This is a genomic window from Roseicyclus amphidinii, from assembly GCF_030163755.1.
Classification (GTDB): Bacteria; Pseudomonadota; Alphaproteobacteria; order Rhodobacterales; family Rhodobacteraceae; genus Roseicyclus; species Roseicyclus amphidinii.
Genome location: NZ_JASJOE010000011.1, coordinates 36254 through 50729, shown reverse-complemented (window position 1 = coordinate 50729; position 14476 = coordinate 36254). Strand labels below are relative to the sequence as shown.

The window sequence follows — 14476 nt, the reverse complement described above, 5'->3', positions numbered from 1 at the left end:
TGTCGGTCAACTGGAAAAATAACGCAAAGCGATATTTTTTGGGGGGTGCCCACCCCATGCGCGGGGTGCGGCCATGAGCGACCTGCGCGAAGAGCTGTTGAACGCGCCGGAGGCCCCGCCGCTGGCCGGTGCAAACGACCAGGCGCGCCCCGATGACCGCGACCAGGACAGCGCCCCGCCCGATGACGGCCGCGGCCGTCCCTGGGGCGAAATCTGGCGCGGCTGCCCGGTGCGCGCCCTGGGCGTCTATGGCGATGTCAGCTGGTATCTGGACGTCACGGGCCAGCTGCGCGGCATCGACAACCACACCAACCAGAAGATGCTGCATGTGTTCGGCGGCCGCCTCGGCCTGCTGGCATCGCAGTTCCCGCAGTTCGACAAGGACGGCGTGCCCAAGCCCCGCGCGTTCAACGCCACGCACCTCAGCGCCGCCATGATCGAGGCCTGCGAGGAGCGCGGCGTCTGGTCGCCCACCAACAAGGTGCGCGGCCCCGGCTGCTGGGTCGACGATGACGGCCGCCTGGTCATGCATGCGGGCGACGAGGTGCTGATCGGGGGCGAGTGGTGCCCGCCCGGCATCTACGGCCAGCATGTCTACCCGGCCAGCGATACCGTGCCGCGCCCGGCCGACGGCCCCGGCAACCCGCGCGCCGCGCGTGACCTGATGGAGCTGATCGCCACCTGGCACTGGCGCAGGCCCGACACCGACCCGCAGCTGATGCTGGGCCTGATCCTGGCGCAGATGCTGGGCGGCGCGCTGGAATGGCGGCCCGTGGGGTGGTTCACCGGGGATGCGGCGACCGGCAAGTCGACCCTGCAGAGCCTGCTGTTGCACGTCCATGGCGGCCCTGGCGGCCTGCTGCAGGCGGCGGATGCGACCGACGCGGGGATCCGCAGCGTCGTGGGCTATTCGTCGCTGCCCGTGGCAATCGACGAGCTCGAGCCCGACAAGGACAACCCCAAGAAGGTCAAAAGCGTGGTGGAGCTGGCGCGGCGCGCGTCATCCGGCGCGCAGATCTTCCGCGGCTCAAGCGACCAGAAGGGCCACCAATCCAACGCATACAGCTGTTTCCTGTTCAGCTCGATCCTGGTGCCGCCCATGCCCAGCCAAGACCGATCGCGCCTGATCCTGTTGGACCTTGATCGGATCCCCGAGGGCGCGCGCAAGGTGAAGCTCGACCCGCGCCGACTGCGGGCCATCGGGGCCGAGCTGCGCGCCATGCTGATCGACCGCTGGGCCGAGTGGCCCGAGCGCCTCGAGGCGTGGCGTGGGGCGCTGGCCGAGAACGGGCAGACCGGGCGCGGCGCGGACAACTACGGCACGGCGCTGGCGTTGGCTGACATGGCGCTCAACCCCGGACCCCTGTCGCAAGAGATCCTGCGCGCATGGTCGGGCAAGCTGGGCCATGCCATCACGGAAGACAGCGTCGTCGTGGGCTCGAACGCCGAGGACATGCTGGTGCATCTGTTGAGCCAGCCGCTCGACGTGTGGCGGCGCGGCCAGAAGCACACGGTGGCCGAGTGGCTGATGTATGCCGGGCGCACCGACGGCGCGCCGGAGGTGCTGGGCGAGGTGAGCGACCCGGGCGCGGCCAACAAGCTCCTGGCGCAGTTCGGGCTGCGCGTGCGCGGCCGTGGCCGCGAGGCGCAGATCCTGATCGCCACCGCGCAGCTGCAGGGCCTGGTCGACCTGTTCCGGGACACGCAATGGGCCGAGGGCGGATGGAGCCAGGCCGCGCGCCGCCTGCCCGGCGCGCAGGCCAGCGTGCCGGTCACGATGAACGGCATCCCGACGCGGGCGACCTGCATTCCCTTTGCGTCGGTTCCCGGCCTGCTGAGCCTGCCCGCCCACCGGCCGGAGCGCCCGCCCACATCCACGCACCCCGACGACATCGAGGGTTTTGTCTAATGGCCTGTGATCCCACGAAATTCGCCGCTTTCCCCGCACCCCATTTCTGTGCCATCATTCGCGCGGCGCGGGGCCATTTTCGGCCTGGGGCGCGGGGGTTCGGCCACTACACCCCGAAAAACACTGTAGTGGGCGATGTAGTGGCAGATTGTGCCGCTAGATCAACGACTTACCCGGCAATCACTACACCACTACACCACTACAGCGATTTCGCTCGTATGTGTGTGTATGCGCGCGCGCGCATGCGAGACCTTACCTTTTCCTGTAGTGATGTAGTGATAATCTCTTATCTCTTTGAGATATCAGGAGATTTTGCCACTACATCGGCCACTACAGCGCGCCGGGCCTGTAGTGGCGGCTGTAGTGGCTGGCTGGCCGCGCTGGCCAAGCCTCTGATCTGCAATAAAAAATCGGGGAAAAACCATGGCTGGGCCTGACAGCGAGGCGCAGGCGCTGGCCGCGGCGGCGGCTGAGCGGATCCAGCGCGACGGGGAGCTGCGGCGGCAGCTGACGCTCCTGCCGGACGAGGTGCCGGAGACGGTCGAGGGTGGCGAGGCGCGCGGCCCTGGGCGGCCCAAGGGCGCGAAGGGCAAGGTGTCGAGCCAGGTGCGCGACTGGCTGGCGCATCGCGGCTACCGGATGCCCGAGGAAGTCCTGGGCCAGATGCTGGGCATGGCGCGCGGCGACAGCGACCTGATGCAGGAGGCCATCATCGAGGCCGAGCGCGTGCTGGCCTGGGCGGGCGACGGGGCGCGCAACATCATCTGGGACGGCAAGCGCCACCGGGAGCTGGACGGCGCGTGGCAGGCCACGCCCGAGGCGCGGATCGAGCTCTTCAGGGGGCTCTACGCCATGAAGCTGCGCGCGGCCGAGGCGCTCCTGCCCTACGGCGCGCCCAAGGCCAGCCCCGAGGGCGACCAGGCGCGCCAGCTCGTCGTGATGGTGCCCATGGCCCCCAGCCACCCCGGCCAGCCCGCGCCGCACCAGGCGCGCGACGTGACGCCCGACCGGCCCGGAGAAGCGCCCTGGCAGGCCGCGGCGCGGCGTCGGGCGCAGGATGCCGAAACCGTGGAAAATCAAGAGCTTGGCGTGTCGCCCACCTCGGGCGATGCCGCGCCAAGTCGGACGGGCGAGGAAAATGCAGGGGAAACAGATGCTTAGGGCGCTGGACCAGTTGATTGGAAATCACATGCTTGTCGGACGCACCCCGCCCCGTCGCCTGGTGGCCGCGCGCGCGCTGACCGGGGGGGGGTGGTCCCGACGCCGTGACCCGTGGCCCCTCTCTCCGACCCCATTCATCATCTCGGCCTCGAGAGCCCCCGCAAAATGAGCGCGACATCGGGACAGCGCGACGGGGGTGGGGGGGTGCAGCCCGTCCTGGGGCTCGAAGCCGGGGGGTCTGGGGGATCCGTGCTGGCCGGGGCGAGCAGGGGGCCGAGCGACGAGCAGATCGCAGGGCTGAGCGCGAAAGCACTGATCGCCGAGCTTAACCTGCCCGACGCCGAGTTCAAGCCCGATCTGACGCAGCTCAGCTTTCCCGGTCCGATCGCCGAGGCCTATTACTGGTCCGACGCCGACATCGTCGGCATCCAGGGGCCGGTGGGCAGCGGCAAGACCACCACGAAGATGCGGCGCAAGCTGCGCCGCGCCCGCGAAATGCCGCCTAGCTCCATCGACGGGGTGCGGCGCTACAAGGTCATCTTCTGCCGCCACACCTACCGGCAGCTGTGGTCAACCACGATCCCATCCTATCTCGAAACCTTCCCGAAGGGGTGGGGCGAGTGGTCGGGCGGGCGTGGGGATCCGGTGACGCATCGGATCGAATTCGACGACGGCTTCGGCCCGATCGAGTTCATCGCCGAATTCATGGCCTTCGGCGATGACCTGATCGCCTCGATGCGCGGCCTGCAGACCGTCGACCTGGACCTGAACGAGGCCGACACCATGCCGGTCGAGATCCTGTCGGTCGGCCTGGGCCGGATCAAACGCTGGCCGGGCGAAAAGCACTTCGAAGGGTATGACCGCGCCGCCACCAACATCGGCTGCATCGACTGCGACTTCAACGCGCCCGACGAGGAAAACTGGACCTTCGAGCTGTTCCACGACGAAGAGCGCCGCACCCAGATCCTGACCGACATCAACGCCCAGGCGGGCGCGGGCGTCGAGATCAAGATCGAGTTCTTCAACCAGCCTGGCTACGGCCAGCCGGGCTGCGAAAACCTGCAGAACCTGAAAGCCGGGTATTACGACGCGCAGATCGCCGCCAACCGGCTGGTCGGGCGCGGCGACCTGAACAAGCGCCTGGTCTTCAACCAGATCACCTATCTGAGGGTCGGCGACCCGGTCTTCGAGGAAGAGCTCAACCCGCAGATCCACGTCGCGCGCGCCACCATACCCGTGATCGCCGAGCTGCCCTTGCTGGTCGGGCTCGACCAGGGCTTCAAGGGCGCGGCCGTCATCGCCCAGCTGAAACCGCCGCACCAGTGGCGCATCCTGGCCGAGCTGATGTTCCCCAAGAAGCGCCTGCTGGCGCGGCAGTTCGGCCTCGAGCTGGGCCAGCTGCTGGACGGGCCGCGCTTCGGGCACATCCAGCTGCGCCAGGGCTGGGGCGACATGGCGGGCGAGCACGGGGCCAGCCAGGCCGCGACCGAAAACGCGACCTGGAACCGGATCGTCAGCCAGGTCTCGGGTCTGCCGATCAAGCCCCAGCGCATCGGCACGAACCGCATCCAGCCGCGCCTCGAAGCCGTGCGCGCGGCGCTCGAAGCCCCGGTCCACCGCGGCGAGCCGGGCCTGCTGATCGACCCGTCCTGCACCATGCTGATCCGCGGGTTTGAGGCCCGCTACGTCTGGGCCGAGGACATCGACCAGACGGGCGACAAGCGGAAAATCCCCGACAAGTCCAAGGTCGAGGCCAACGTGATGGACGCGCTGCAATACCTGCTTCTGAGCCAGGTGCGCGGCGACGGCACAAGCGCGGGCACCGCCCCCCTGAAACGCTCCGGCCCGGCTTCGCGCCGTCCGCAGCCGCCCGAGCGCATGGGGCTGATCCATGCGCATGACATCCACAACCCCTACGGAGACTGACCCGATGGAAACCACGCCCGAATTCAAGACCACGCGCAAGGCCGCGCCCGCCGCCAAGGCCCCCGCCAAGGCCAAGGCCGCCCCCAAGCTCGACCGCGAAAAGATCAGCGCGGCCATTGCGCTGATCGACGCCAAGGCCGACGCCCATATCGACACGCTGGTGCTGGACCTGACCGAGGATCACAAGCTGAAACTGCCGAAAAGCAAGGCCCTGACCTTCACGGCCCGGATGCACGGCATCGAGGGCAGCCCCTCGCCCATCATCCGGCTGGCGCTGAAAAACTGGGCCAACGCGGCGCGCCGCCAGCTGCTCAAAGCGGAGGGCTAAGCCCATGGACATGATGGCGTTCTACGGGACCAAGCGCATCCTCGCCCGACCGATGACCCGGCAGGAATACAACGATTACCGCGGGTGGACCCTGCCGTCTGATCAAGACGGCAGCGATCCGGGCTTTCTGGTCGAGTACCTAGACGGTGGCCCGAGCAACCACCCGAGCCATGCGGGGTACGTGTCGTGGTCGCCCGAAAGCGTGTTCGTCAATGCCTACCAGCCAACCAGTAAAATGAGCTTTGGCCATGCCCTCATGGCTCTCAAGATGGGGGCGTGCGTCGCGCGCGCGGGCTGGAACGGCAAGGGCATGTGGATCAAGCTGACGCCCGGTTCGGCCTTTGAGGCGCGCCATGCAAAATGCGGGCATGCCGCCGCTGCGCGGGCCATCGAGCTGGACGATCCCGAGGCGGAAATCGAGCTTGCCCCGCACATCGACATGCGCGCGGCCGACGGCACGATCATCGTCGGCTGGCTTGCCAGCCAGACCGATCTGCTGGCCGAAGATTGGTGCGTCGTGCATCCGAACGCGGAGGGCTGAGGGATGGCGCACAATGCTGAAAACATCTTCGCCTTCAAGGAAATCACCGATGAAGGCGAGATTGGCTTCGACGCCGCCGACCTCGTGCGGGGCGTCGAAATCTGGTTCTATTGCCAGCCCTTCGGCGAAAGAACCGTTGCCATGGCCGCCGCGGTCTTCAACGTCTCGCCCAAATTCTTGGCCGATGCGCTCGACGAATGCGATAACCCGTTCTTTTTTGCGCGGGCCGCAGATGATCCGGGCGCGCGCCTCCTCGATTGTGACGGGCTCTGACGCATGATCGAGCTCCTGCCCTACCAGCCTGACCTGGCGGCCGCGGTGTTCCGCGACCTGGACCCCTGGGACAGGCTCGAGGCCGAGGCGGTGCGCGGCGCGCCGCAGCATTACCTCGGCCTGTTCGGCGACTGGCATGCGGTGGCCCGCCAGCACCTTGCCACCGTGGTGCTGGCCCGTCGCGGGCCGCTCGGCCTGCGGCCCTTCGCCGTGGCGGGGCTGGCCAACACCGGCACGGCGGGCCTGGCCGAGGTTGCGTTTCTCGCATCCGATCACCGCAAGCATCGCTGGTCGATCGGGCGCGCGGCGGTGCAGTTCCGCCCCCTCTTCCTCGAGGCGTGCCAGAACGGCGGCATTTCCCGCGTCGAGGCGCGCTGCTGGGCCGATCATCCGACGGCCCCGGCCTTCCTGGCCCATTTCGGGTTCAGCCACCAATGCGACCTTCCCGGCACGGGCCGGGGCGGCGCCTACACCTTCCGGCTTTTCGCCCTGACCCTCTGACCCTCTGACCCTGTCACCCCTGCCCCTGAAAGGACCGCGCCCCATGTGCATGTTCCGCCAGCCCAAGATGCCCACCCCCGCCCGCCAGGCCATCGCCGCCCCCGACAACGCCGAGGCCACGCGCCGCGCCACGATGGAGGCCCGCATCCGCCGCATGCGCAGCGGAGCCGCCGCCAACGTTCTGACCAGCCCCGTGGGCATCCCCGCGGGCAGCGCCACCATGGGCGGGGGCCAGTAATGGACCAGTCCCGCCTCATGGAGAAAGACCCCCGCGCCCAGCTTGCGATCCGCCGCTGGGACGAGCTGCGCCAGGAGCGCGCTCGGTTCGAGCCCGACTGGAACGACATCGCCCGCCTGATCCGCCCCCAGCGGGGCGGCTTCGGCCATGGCGAGGTCGGCGACCGCACCCTCGAGAAGCCGCTGAACAGCCAGCCGATCATGGCCCAGCAGAATTTCGCGGCCAACCTCTTCGGGACGATGAACAACCCGTCGAACAAGTGGATGGGGCTGGCCTTCGAGGATCCCGACCTGAACCGCTACAAGACGACGAAGGAATGGCTCGACGCGGCCTCGGCCCGCGTGCTGGCGTCCTTCCGGTCGTCGGTGGCCAGCTTCTACCCGGCCACGGTGCAGCTCTATTCCGACATCGCCAGCTTCGGAAACGGCGCGCAATACGACGAGCTGGTCCTGGAGCGGCGGCGTTTCATGGACGTGACCGTCTCGCTGGCCGAAGTGGTCTGGGATATCGACGCCTGGGGCGAGGTCACCGAGGTCGTGCGCCGCTTCACCATCACGGCCCATGCCGCCGCCGACATGTTCCGCGGCCGCGGCCCCCTGCCCGAAGCGATCATGGACCGCGCCGCCAAGCTCGATCCGCACAAGTTCCGCTTCTACCAGCACGTCCTGCGCAACCCCGACCGGATCAAGGGACGGATGGGCGCGAAGGGCAAGGCCTGGCTGTCGCGCTACGTCAGCGAAGAGGGCGAGGCGCTGATCTCGGAAAAGGGCTTCGACGAAATGCCCTTCGACATCCCCCGCTGGGAGGTCGAAACCGGCTTCACCTGCGGCGTCGGGCCGGGCTTCGTGGCGCTCGCCTCGGCGCGCACGGCGCAGCTGATGGACGCGGCCACGATCCGGGCGGCGCAGAATGCCGCCGACCCAACCAAGCTCGTGCCCGACCGCGACGTGTGGGAGCTGTCGGGCAAGCTGCGCCCCGGATCCTTCATCTACGGCGGCGTGAACGCGGCGGGCCAGAAAATGGTCCAGCAGCTCGAAGCCCATGGCAACATCGGCCTGACCATCGAAGAGAAGCGCGAGAAATTCGCGGCGATCAACGATGCCTTCTACGGCCAGCTGATGAACCTGCACGGGCGCACCGGCGTGACGCCGCTCGAGGCGATGGAAATCCAGGAAGAACGGATGCGCCTGATGGCCCCGAACCTCGGCCGGGTGCAGCATGAGTTCCTGCGCCCCAAGATCGCCCGCCGCTTCGCCGCCCTGGTCAAGGCCGGCCAGATCCCGCCGCCCCCGCCCGAGGCCGAGGAGCAGCCGCTGAACGTCAGCTACCAGTCGGCCGCGGCCATGGCGCAACGTTCGGCCGAGGGGGCTGCGATCATGCGCATCTTGGCCGACATCAGCCCGCTGATCGGGCTGAAGCCGCGGCTGGCCGACCGGATCGACGAAGATGCCCTGATCGAGGCCCTGCACGAGGCGCGCGGCGCGCCCGCCTCGATCCTGCGGTCGCGCGAGCAAGCCGATGCGCTCACCCGCGAACGCGCCGAGGCGCAAGGGGCGGCGCAGGGCATGGCCATGGCAGGCCAGGGGGCCGAGGTGGTCCGCAACCTGGCGCAGGCCGCGGGGGCCGCGGGCGGCATGGGGGCACCGGCGCAATGATCTGGTCCCCCGCCTCGATCCTGGCCGCGCGCTTCGGGCTTCGCCGCCGCGCGGCCGAGTTCGCCGCGCGCTGGCGGCGCGCCTTCCTGAAAGACCCGGCGCTGAAACATGACCTGATCCGGCTGGGCGGCATCCTCGAGCTGCCCACCGTGGACCTGATCGACCGCGTTCCGGTCGTCGAAGACAAGACCCCCTACCAGCTGGGCGTCGAGGCCGGGCGGCGCGCCCTGGCCCTCGAGCTCTTGGCCCTGGGGCAGATCGACCCGACCGAGCTTGAAGAAACCATGGAGCAAGAGCAATGAACCTGACCCTGAACGAGCAGCTTTTCACCCGCCCCACCTGGTCCCCGGAGGATGGAGGTGCGGGCGGCGCGAATGGCGACACCGGCGCGGGCGGCGCGGGCAGCGACACCGTCGCTGGTGGCGGCGCGGACACCGTGTCCGGCGGCGGGACCGACACCCTTGCGGGCGGCGGAACCGACACCGTCGCGGGCGGTGGCCAGCGCGGCTGGTGGGAAGCCGACGGCATGCCTGAGGAAACCCGCCAGTTCTTCAAGGCCAACGGGTTGACCGTCGATGACCCGGCCGAGGCGGCGCGCAAGGCCGCCGACATGGCGCGCCACGCGCAGAAGCTCGTTGGCCACAAGCCCGAGGACCTGGTCACGCGACCCAAGGAAGGGCAGGAGCTGGCCGACTGGATGAAGGCCAACCGCGAGCTTTTCGGCCTGCCCGAAAAGGCCGAGGATTACGCCATCGAAAAGCCCGAGGGTTTCGAGGGCGAGTGGGATGGCGATCTGGCCAAGCGCATGCAGGCCATCGGCTTCGAGGCGGGCGTTCCCCCCGCCGCGATGAAGGCCCTGACCGGGGCCTTCGCCGACCATGTCAAGGGCCTGTTCGCGCAGGAGCAGGACAATCTCGCGCAGGCCACGCAGACCATGAACGCGCAGCTGGCGAAAGACTGGGGCGACCAGCTCGAGCCGAACAAGGCCCGCGCCCGGCAGGCCGCCCAGGTCATCGCCGAACAGGCGGGCATGGACGGCGACGGTCTGGCCGCCACGCTGCAGCTGATGGCCGAAAAGACCGGGGACGCCAACGTGCTGCGCCTGTTCCACGCGATCGGGCAGGCCATGGGCGACGACACCGCGCTGGGGCTGGGCAAAGGGGCCGGGGCCTTCGCCACCACGCCCGCCGAGGCGCGGGCGCAAGCCGCCGCCCTGCGCGCGCCGGGCGGCGAATGGTATGTGGCCGTGGAAAAAGGCGACCGCGCGGCCATGGCCAAGCTGCGCCCGCGCCTCGAGCAGCTCGACAAGCTGGCCTCGGGCGGGCGCTGACCCGCCCCAAGATGTGCCGCCTGCGCACGATGCAGGCGGCACATGCGGTTTTTCCTTGACATATTTTGCGCTTTTCTCACATTCTGCCCCCCAAATCCGGGGAGCGCGCGCTGCATCAAGCCCAGGCGCGTCCGGTTGACCCCGTGAACAGTGCGGCGGGTAGGCTCCGATAGCGGCCAGGTGCCGGGTCCGGTCACGGGCAGCCCCTCCGAAACACCCCCCAAGATCAACACCCTGCTTTCGGAGGCAGCATGTCCTACCACCAGAATGTGGAAGCGCATCACCGCACCACCTTCCGCGAAAACGTGATCATGGTCGCGCAGCAGATGCAGAACCCGCTGCGCAACGCCGTCACCATCGTGCCCGGCCGCGGCGAGTTCATATCCATCGCCGACCTGCTCGGCGAAAAGCGCGCGCGCCGCGCCGCCGACCGCGACCGCCGCAATCCCGACAACCCGACGCCCCGGTCCCGGCGCGGCATCTTTCGGCCTGAAGAAATCGAAACGGGCGAATACATCGACAAGGCCGACAAGTGGGACATGGCGATGGACCCCACCTCGGCGCTGTTCCGCGCCAATATCGCGGCCGTGCGCCGCGGCGAGTTCGACGCGATCCTCGGCATCGTCGAGAGTGAGAACGGCAGCTTCTCGGTCGGTCAAACCGGCATCCTCGGCCAGGCCAGCAACGGCAAGACCGGATCGACCAAGACGCCGATCCCCGCCAGCCAGATCATCGCCGACGGCGACAACACCGGCCTGACGCTCGACAAGCTGCGCGAGGTCAAGAAAAAGCTCGAGAAATCCAACTACGGCCTCGAGATGGAGGCGCAGTTTTACGGGCTGATCACGCCGGAGCAGAAGGATGACCTGATCGGCATCGCGGCCGCCACCGGCACGTCGCTCAACGCCTTTGCGATCGAGCAGCTGCAGACCGGCAAGCCCACCTCGCTCATGGGCTTCAACTGGATCTTCACGAACCGCCTGCCGCTGGACGCCAACGGCAAGCGCATGACTGTCTTCTGGGACAAGTCCAACATCGTCGCCGCCGAATGGGAGGCGCTGTCGGGCGACATCTGGAACGACACCAGCCAGAAAAACCTGCCCTACATCTACGCCTCGTGCTGCATCGACGCGACGCGGGTGCAGGACAAGGGCGTCTACATCGTGCCCTGCACCGAGCCCGCCTGATCCATGAGGCCCTGACCGGCGCGGGCTCCGCGCCGGTTTCCCCGTCCCGATCACTCAAGGAACCCGATCATGCCCGTCGTGAAAAAGCACTCCAACCTGGTGCCGCGCGCCCTTGGCGGTGCTGCCCATCCCGATCCCCATGCCGTCGCGGGCACGCTCCGCATCGCCACCGGCACCGTCACCAACGCCGCCGACGACAGCAACCTGTCGAGCTATCGGCTCGTCGATCTGCCCTCGAGCTGCTACCTGCACCCCGACACGTTCTTCGACGTCCAGAACTGGGGCTTCGCCGCCATCCGCATCGGCACCGAAACCGATGTCGACGCCCTGGTGTCGGTCCTGAAATCCGCCGGAAACCAGGTCGATCCCATCGCCAAGGGGGATGCCAACCACGGCAAGCCGCTGTGGCAGGTGCTGGGCCTGGCCGCCGACCCCGGCGGCCATATCGCGCTTTACGCGCATGCCATCGCCAACGCCACCGGCGCGGGCGAGATGCCGTTCCAAGTCCACTACATCCACACCAGCTGACGCGCTGGCCCCGGTCGCCGACCGGGGCCACGCCCCTTTTCCGGGCCGGGTTCATGACGCCGCCGATCGCCGCCAGCACCATCCCCGCGCAGGCCTTCCGCTTTCTCGAGCTGGCCCCGCTGTCGAGCTTCGCCGACGAAAGCCCCGAGGCCGCCGCGGCCGCGGCCGTCTATCCCGAGGCCCTGCGCATGGCGCTGGAAATCGCGGAATGGTCCTTTGCCTCGCGCATCGTCACCCTGCCCGAGGCGCAGCTGCTCGCGGGCGATGCCGCCGATCCCGATCTGCCCCATGTCTACCTGCCGCCGCCCGACCTGGTTGCGCTGCGCGAGGTCCATGGGCTGCAGGTGCAATGGCGGCTCGACATGGGCTACATCCGCTGCACCGAACCCGGCCCGCTGCGCATCCGCTACACGTCGCTGATCCAGAACGAGACGCGGATGCCCGCCACCTTCCGCACGCTGGTCGCGGCGCAAATGGCCCTGCTTCTTGCCGGAGCCTACCTGACCACCCGCACAAAGCAGGTCGATCTCGAAAGCCGCCTCGAACGGCTGACCGGCCTGGCGCTGCGCCAGGACGGCCGCAACGCCAGTCCGCAATCGGCTTGGGACGATGACCACGAATATTGGGACCGCGAGGCCGTGCGATGACCCGGACCCGCCCCCCCCAGGTCGCGTTCAGCAGCGGCGAAATCTCGCCCCAGCTCAACCAACGCTTCGATTACCGCAAGTACCAGACCGGGCTGCGCGTCTGTCGCGGCTTTTTGCCCACGCGGCAGGGTCCGGTCACCCGCGCGCCGGGCACCTGGTATCGGGGCACCACCCGCAACAACGCCGTGGCGCGGCGCATCCGCTTCGAGTTCGCCGAGGATGACGCGCTCGAGCTGGAATTCACCGACCGCGCGATGCGCGTCTGGCGCTACGGCGCATTGGTGATGGACGGGGCCTCGCCCTTCGAGCTGGTTACCCCCTTCCTCGAGGCCGACCTGCCGCGCCTGTCCGTGGTGCAATCCGCCGACGTGATCTACATCGCCGACGGCCAGCGCCCGATCCAGCGCCTGCGCCGCCTCGCGCTCGACAATTGGGACATCGGCCCCTTCGTGCCCGATGACGGCCCGTTCCGCGTGTTCAACACCGACGAGGCCCACACGATCCAGGCCAGCGCCACCACGGGCACCGGCATCACGCTGACCGCCTCCACCGACACTTTCGAGGCCGATCACGTCGGCTCGCTGATCCGGCTTGAGCCGATTGATTTTTCGGACGTGCCCGGCTGGACCGGCGAAACAGATTTCAGAATTGGCGACAAGGTGCGGTATGCGGGCAACACGTATCAGCTGGTCGCCACGCCCGGCACGACGCAAACCACCGGCAACACCGTCAATGTCGGCCCGGCTGTTCCGCAGCACCTGTCGGGCACGCAGCAGGTCAGCAAAAACGTGTCGTGGAAACACCTGTCGGGAAGTTTCGGCATCGTGCGGATTACCGCAATCGTCAGCCCGACCCAGGCCACCGCCACCGTGCTTGCCCCCCTGCCCGACGGTGTCGTCGATGACCCGACCTACCTGTGGTCGGAGGGGGCCTGGTCCGACCGGCATGGATACCCGTCCGTTCTCGAGCTTCACGAACAGCGCCTGATCGCGGCGGCCACGACCCGCGATCCGCGCACCATCTTCTTTTCCGCTGCAGGCACCACAGAGGTTTTCGATGAAGGCGAGGATGCCACCGACGCCTTCGGCTACACCATCGGCGGCAGCAGCTCGATCAACCGCATTCTCTGGCTCAGGAGCGGCAACCGTGGGCTCTACATCGGCGCGCTCGGGCAGGAGTTGTCTACCGCCTCGACCGACGGCAATGCCGCGCTCGGCCCGACCACGCTGACCTTTCGCCCCGGCAGCGAGATCGGGTCCATCCCGGCCAGGCCCATCAGCTTCAGCGGCAACCCCATCTTCATCGCCAAAGACGGACGGCGCGTCTTCGAGATCGAATACAGCTACGAGCGCGATCGCAACGTGCCGCTGGAAATCTCTCTGCCGTCCAATCACCTGGGCGCTCCGGGCTTGCTGCAGATCGAGCAACAGATGTCGCCCGAGCCGCTGATCTGGCTGCGCCGCGCCGACGGCAATGCCGTGATCTGTCTTTATGACCGCTCAGAAGACGTGCTGGGCTGGTGCGTTCTGCCCGTCGCGGGCGGCGTGATCGAGGACATCGCCGTCACGCCCGCGCCCGACGGCGGCCCCGACATCGTCAGCGCCATCGTGCGCCGCACGCTGGGCGGCGAGGTGCGGCGCTGCGTCGAGGAATTCGGGCTGATCTACGGGCTGCAGCCCAGCCCGCCCCCGCTGCACGAAGCGCACCACCTCTACTGCGCCAGCCGCTTCGAGCTCGAGGTTGCCGCCACCACGTTCAGCGTGCCGCACCTGGCCGGGCAAAGCGTCTACGCCTGGACCGATGCCGGGCAATACGGGCCGCTGACCGTCGCGGGCGACGGCACGGTCACGCTCGAGGCCGCGGTCACGCGCGCGACAATCGGGCTTTTCGATGACACGCACCTGGTCGAAACCCTGCCTGTCATCCCGGCCTCGCCTGAAGGCAGCACGATCGGCCGTGCCCAAAAGCTGAATGCCGATCTCGGCCTTGCGGTCCAGAACACCGCCGACGGCTGGGTCGAGACCTACAGCGAGCGCCTTGGCCAGCCGCGCCAGACATCGGGCCAGCGCGACATCCTGTTGCTGCAGGTTGCCTCGGACCTGACACAGGTCTTCACCGGCACGACCCGGCTGCCCGGCGTCTCGGGCCAGGGCACCCAAGTCGGTGTCCGCATCGGCCCGCGCGGCGGCGCGCCCATGACCATCGCCGGGCTGGCCCCCGGAATAGAAGAGGCAGGTGCCTGATGTGTGTCG

At 68.4% G+C, this 14476-nt stretch carries 15 protein-coding genes; all 15 read left to right on the top strand.

The genetic code is table 11. The features are described 5' to 3' along the window. Window positions 1-73 precede the first annotated feature (73 nt). A complete protein-coding gene (locus QQK83_RS05750) occupies window positions 74-1909 on the top strand; it encodes a hypothetical protein (protein WP_284262490.1) in 1836 nt (611 codons plus the stop codon). A 423-nt stretch (window positions 1910-2332) separates the two neighbouring features. Further along, complete coding sequence (locus QQK83_RS05745) at window positions 2333-3070, top strand: hypothetical protein (RefSeq protein WP_284262489.1); 738 nt, start codon at window positions 2333-2335, stop codon at window positions 3068-3070. Between the two features lie 204 nt (window positions 3071-3274). Then, entirely contained in the window at window positions 3275-4996 is a 1722-nt protein-coding gene (locus QQK83_RS05740) for a hypothetical protein (protein WP_284262487.1), read from the top strand. Window positions 4997-5000: 4 nt separating this feature from the next. After that, the gene (locus tag QQK83_RS05735) at window positions 5001-5324 is read left to right on the top strand and encodes a hypothetical protein (RefSeq protein WP_284262484.1); all 324 of its coding nucleotides are present in this window, start codon (window positions 5001-5003) and stop codon (window positions 5322-5324) included. A 4-nt stretch (window positions 5325-5328) separates the two neighbouring features. After that, window positions 5329-5865, top strand: a complete 537-nt coding sequence (locus QQK83_RS05730) for a DUF2829 domain-containing protein (protein ID WP_284262483.1) — start codon at window positions 5329-5331, stop codon at window positions 5863-5865. A gap of 3 nt (window positions 5866-5868) precedes the next feature. After that, a complete protein-coding gene (locus QQK83_RS05725; RefSeq protein WP_284262482.1) occupies window positions 5869-6138 on the top strand; it encodes a hypothetical protein in 270 nt (89 codons plus the stop codon). A 3-nt stretch (window positions 6139-6141) separates the two neighbouring features. Then, entirely contained in the window at window positions 6142-6639 is a 498-nt protein-coding gene (locus tag QQK83_RS05720) for a hypothetical protein (RefSeq protein ID WP_284262481.1), read from the top strand. A gap of 43 nt (window positions 6640-6682) precedes the next feature. Further along, a complete protein-coding gene (locus tag QQK83_RS05715; RefSeq protein WP_284262480.1) occupies window positions 6683-6877 on the top strand; it encodes a hypothetical protein in 195 nt (64 codons plus the stop codon). A 17-nt stretch (window positions 6878-6894) separates the two neighbouring features. After that, window positions 6895-8532, top strand: a complete 1638-nt coding sequence (locus QQK83_RS05710; RefSeq protein WP_284262479.1) for a portal protein — start codon at window positions 6895-6897, stop codon at window positions 8530-8532. Further along, complete coding sequence (locus QQK83_RS05705) at window positions 8529-8834, top strand: hypothetical protein (RefSeq protein ID WP_284262478.1); 306 nt, start codon at window positions 8529-8531, stop codon at window positions 8832-8834. Before QQK83_RS05710 ends, QQK83_RS05705 begins: the two co-directional genes overlap by 4 nt. Then, window positions 8831-9862 carry a hypothetical protein gene (locus QQK83_RS05700; RefSeq protein ID WP_284262476.1) on the top strand — a complete coding sequence of 344 codons (1032 nt, stop codon included), beginning with the start codon at window positions 8831-8833 and terminating at the stop codon, window positions 9860-9862. The genes QQK83_RS05705 and QQK83_RS05700 overlap by 4 nt, the downstream gene beginning before the upstream one ends. Window positions 9863-10113: 251 nt before the next feature. Further along, window positions 10114-11049, top strand: coding sequence for a phage capsid protein (locus tag QQK83_RS05695; protein ID WP_284262473.1), 936 nt, complete (start codon window positions 10114-10116; stop codon window positions 11047-11049). A gap of 69 nt (window positions 11050-11118) precedes the next feature. Beyond that, complete coding sequence (locus QQK83_RS05690) at window positions 11119-11577, top strand: hypothetical protein (protein WP_284262471.1); 459 nt, start codon at window positions 11119-11121, stop codon at window positions 11575-11577. Between the two features lie 53 nt (window positions 11578-11630). Further along, window positions 11631-12224: a phage connector family protein gene (locus QQK83_RS05685; RefSeq protein ID WP_284262469.1), complete on the top strand. Its 594-nt coding sequence runs from the start codon at window positions 11631-11633 to the stop codon at window positions 12222-12224. Next, window positions 12221-14467 (top strand): phage tail protein, encoded by a 2247-nt coding sequence (locus QQK83_RS05680; RefSeq protein WP_284262467.1) that lies wholly within the window; start codon window positions 12221-12223, stop codon window positions 14465-14467. The genes QQK83_RS05685 and QQK83_RS05680 overlap by 4 nt, the downstream gene beginning before the upstream one ends. The last annotated feature ends 9 nt before the right edge of the window (window positions 14468-14476 follow it).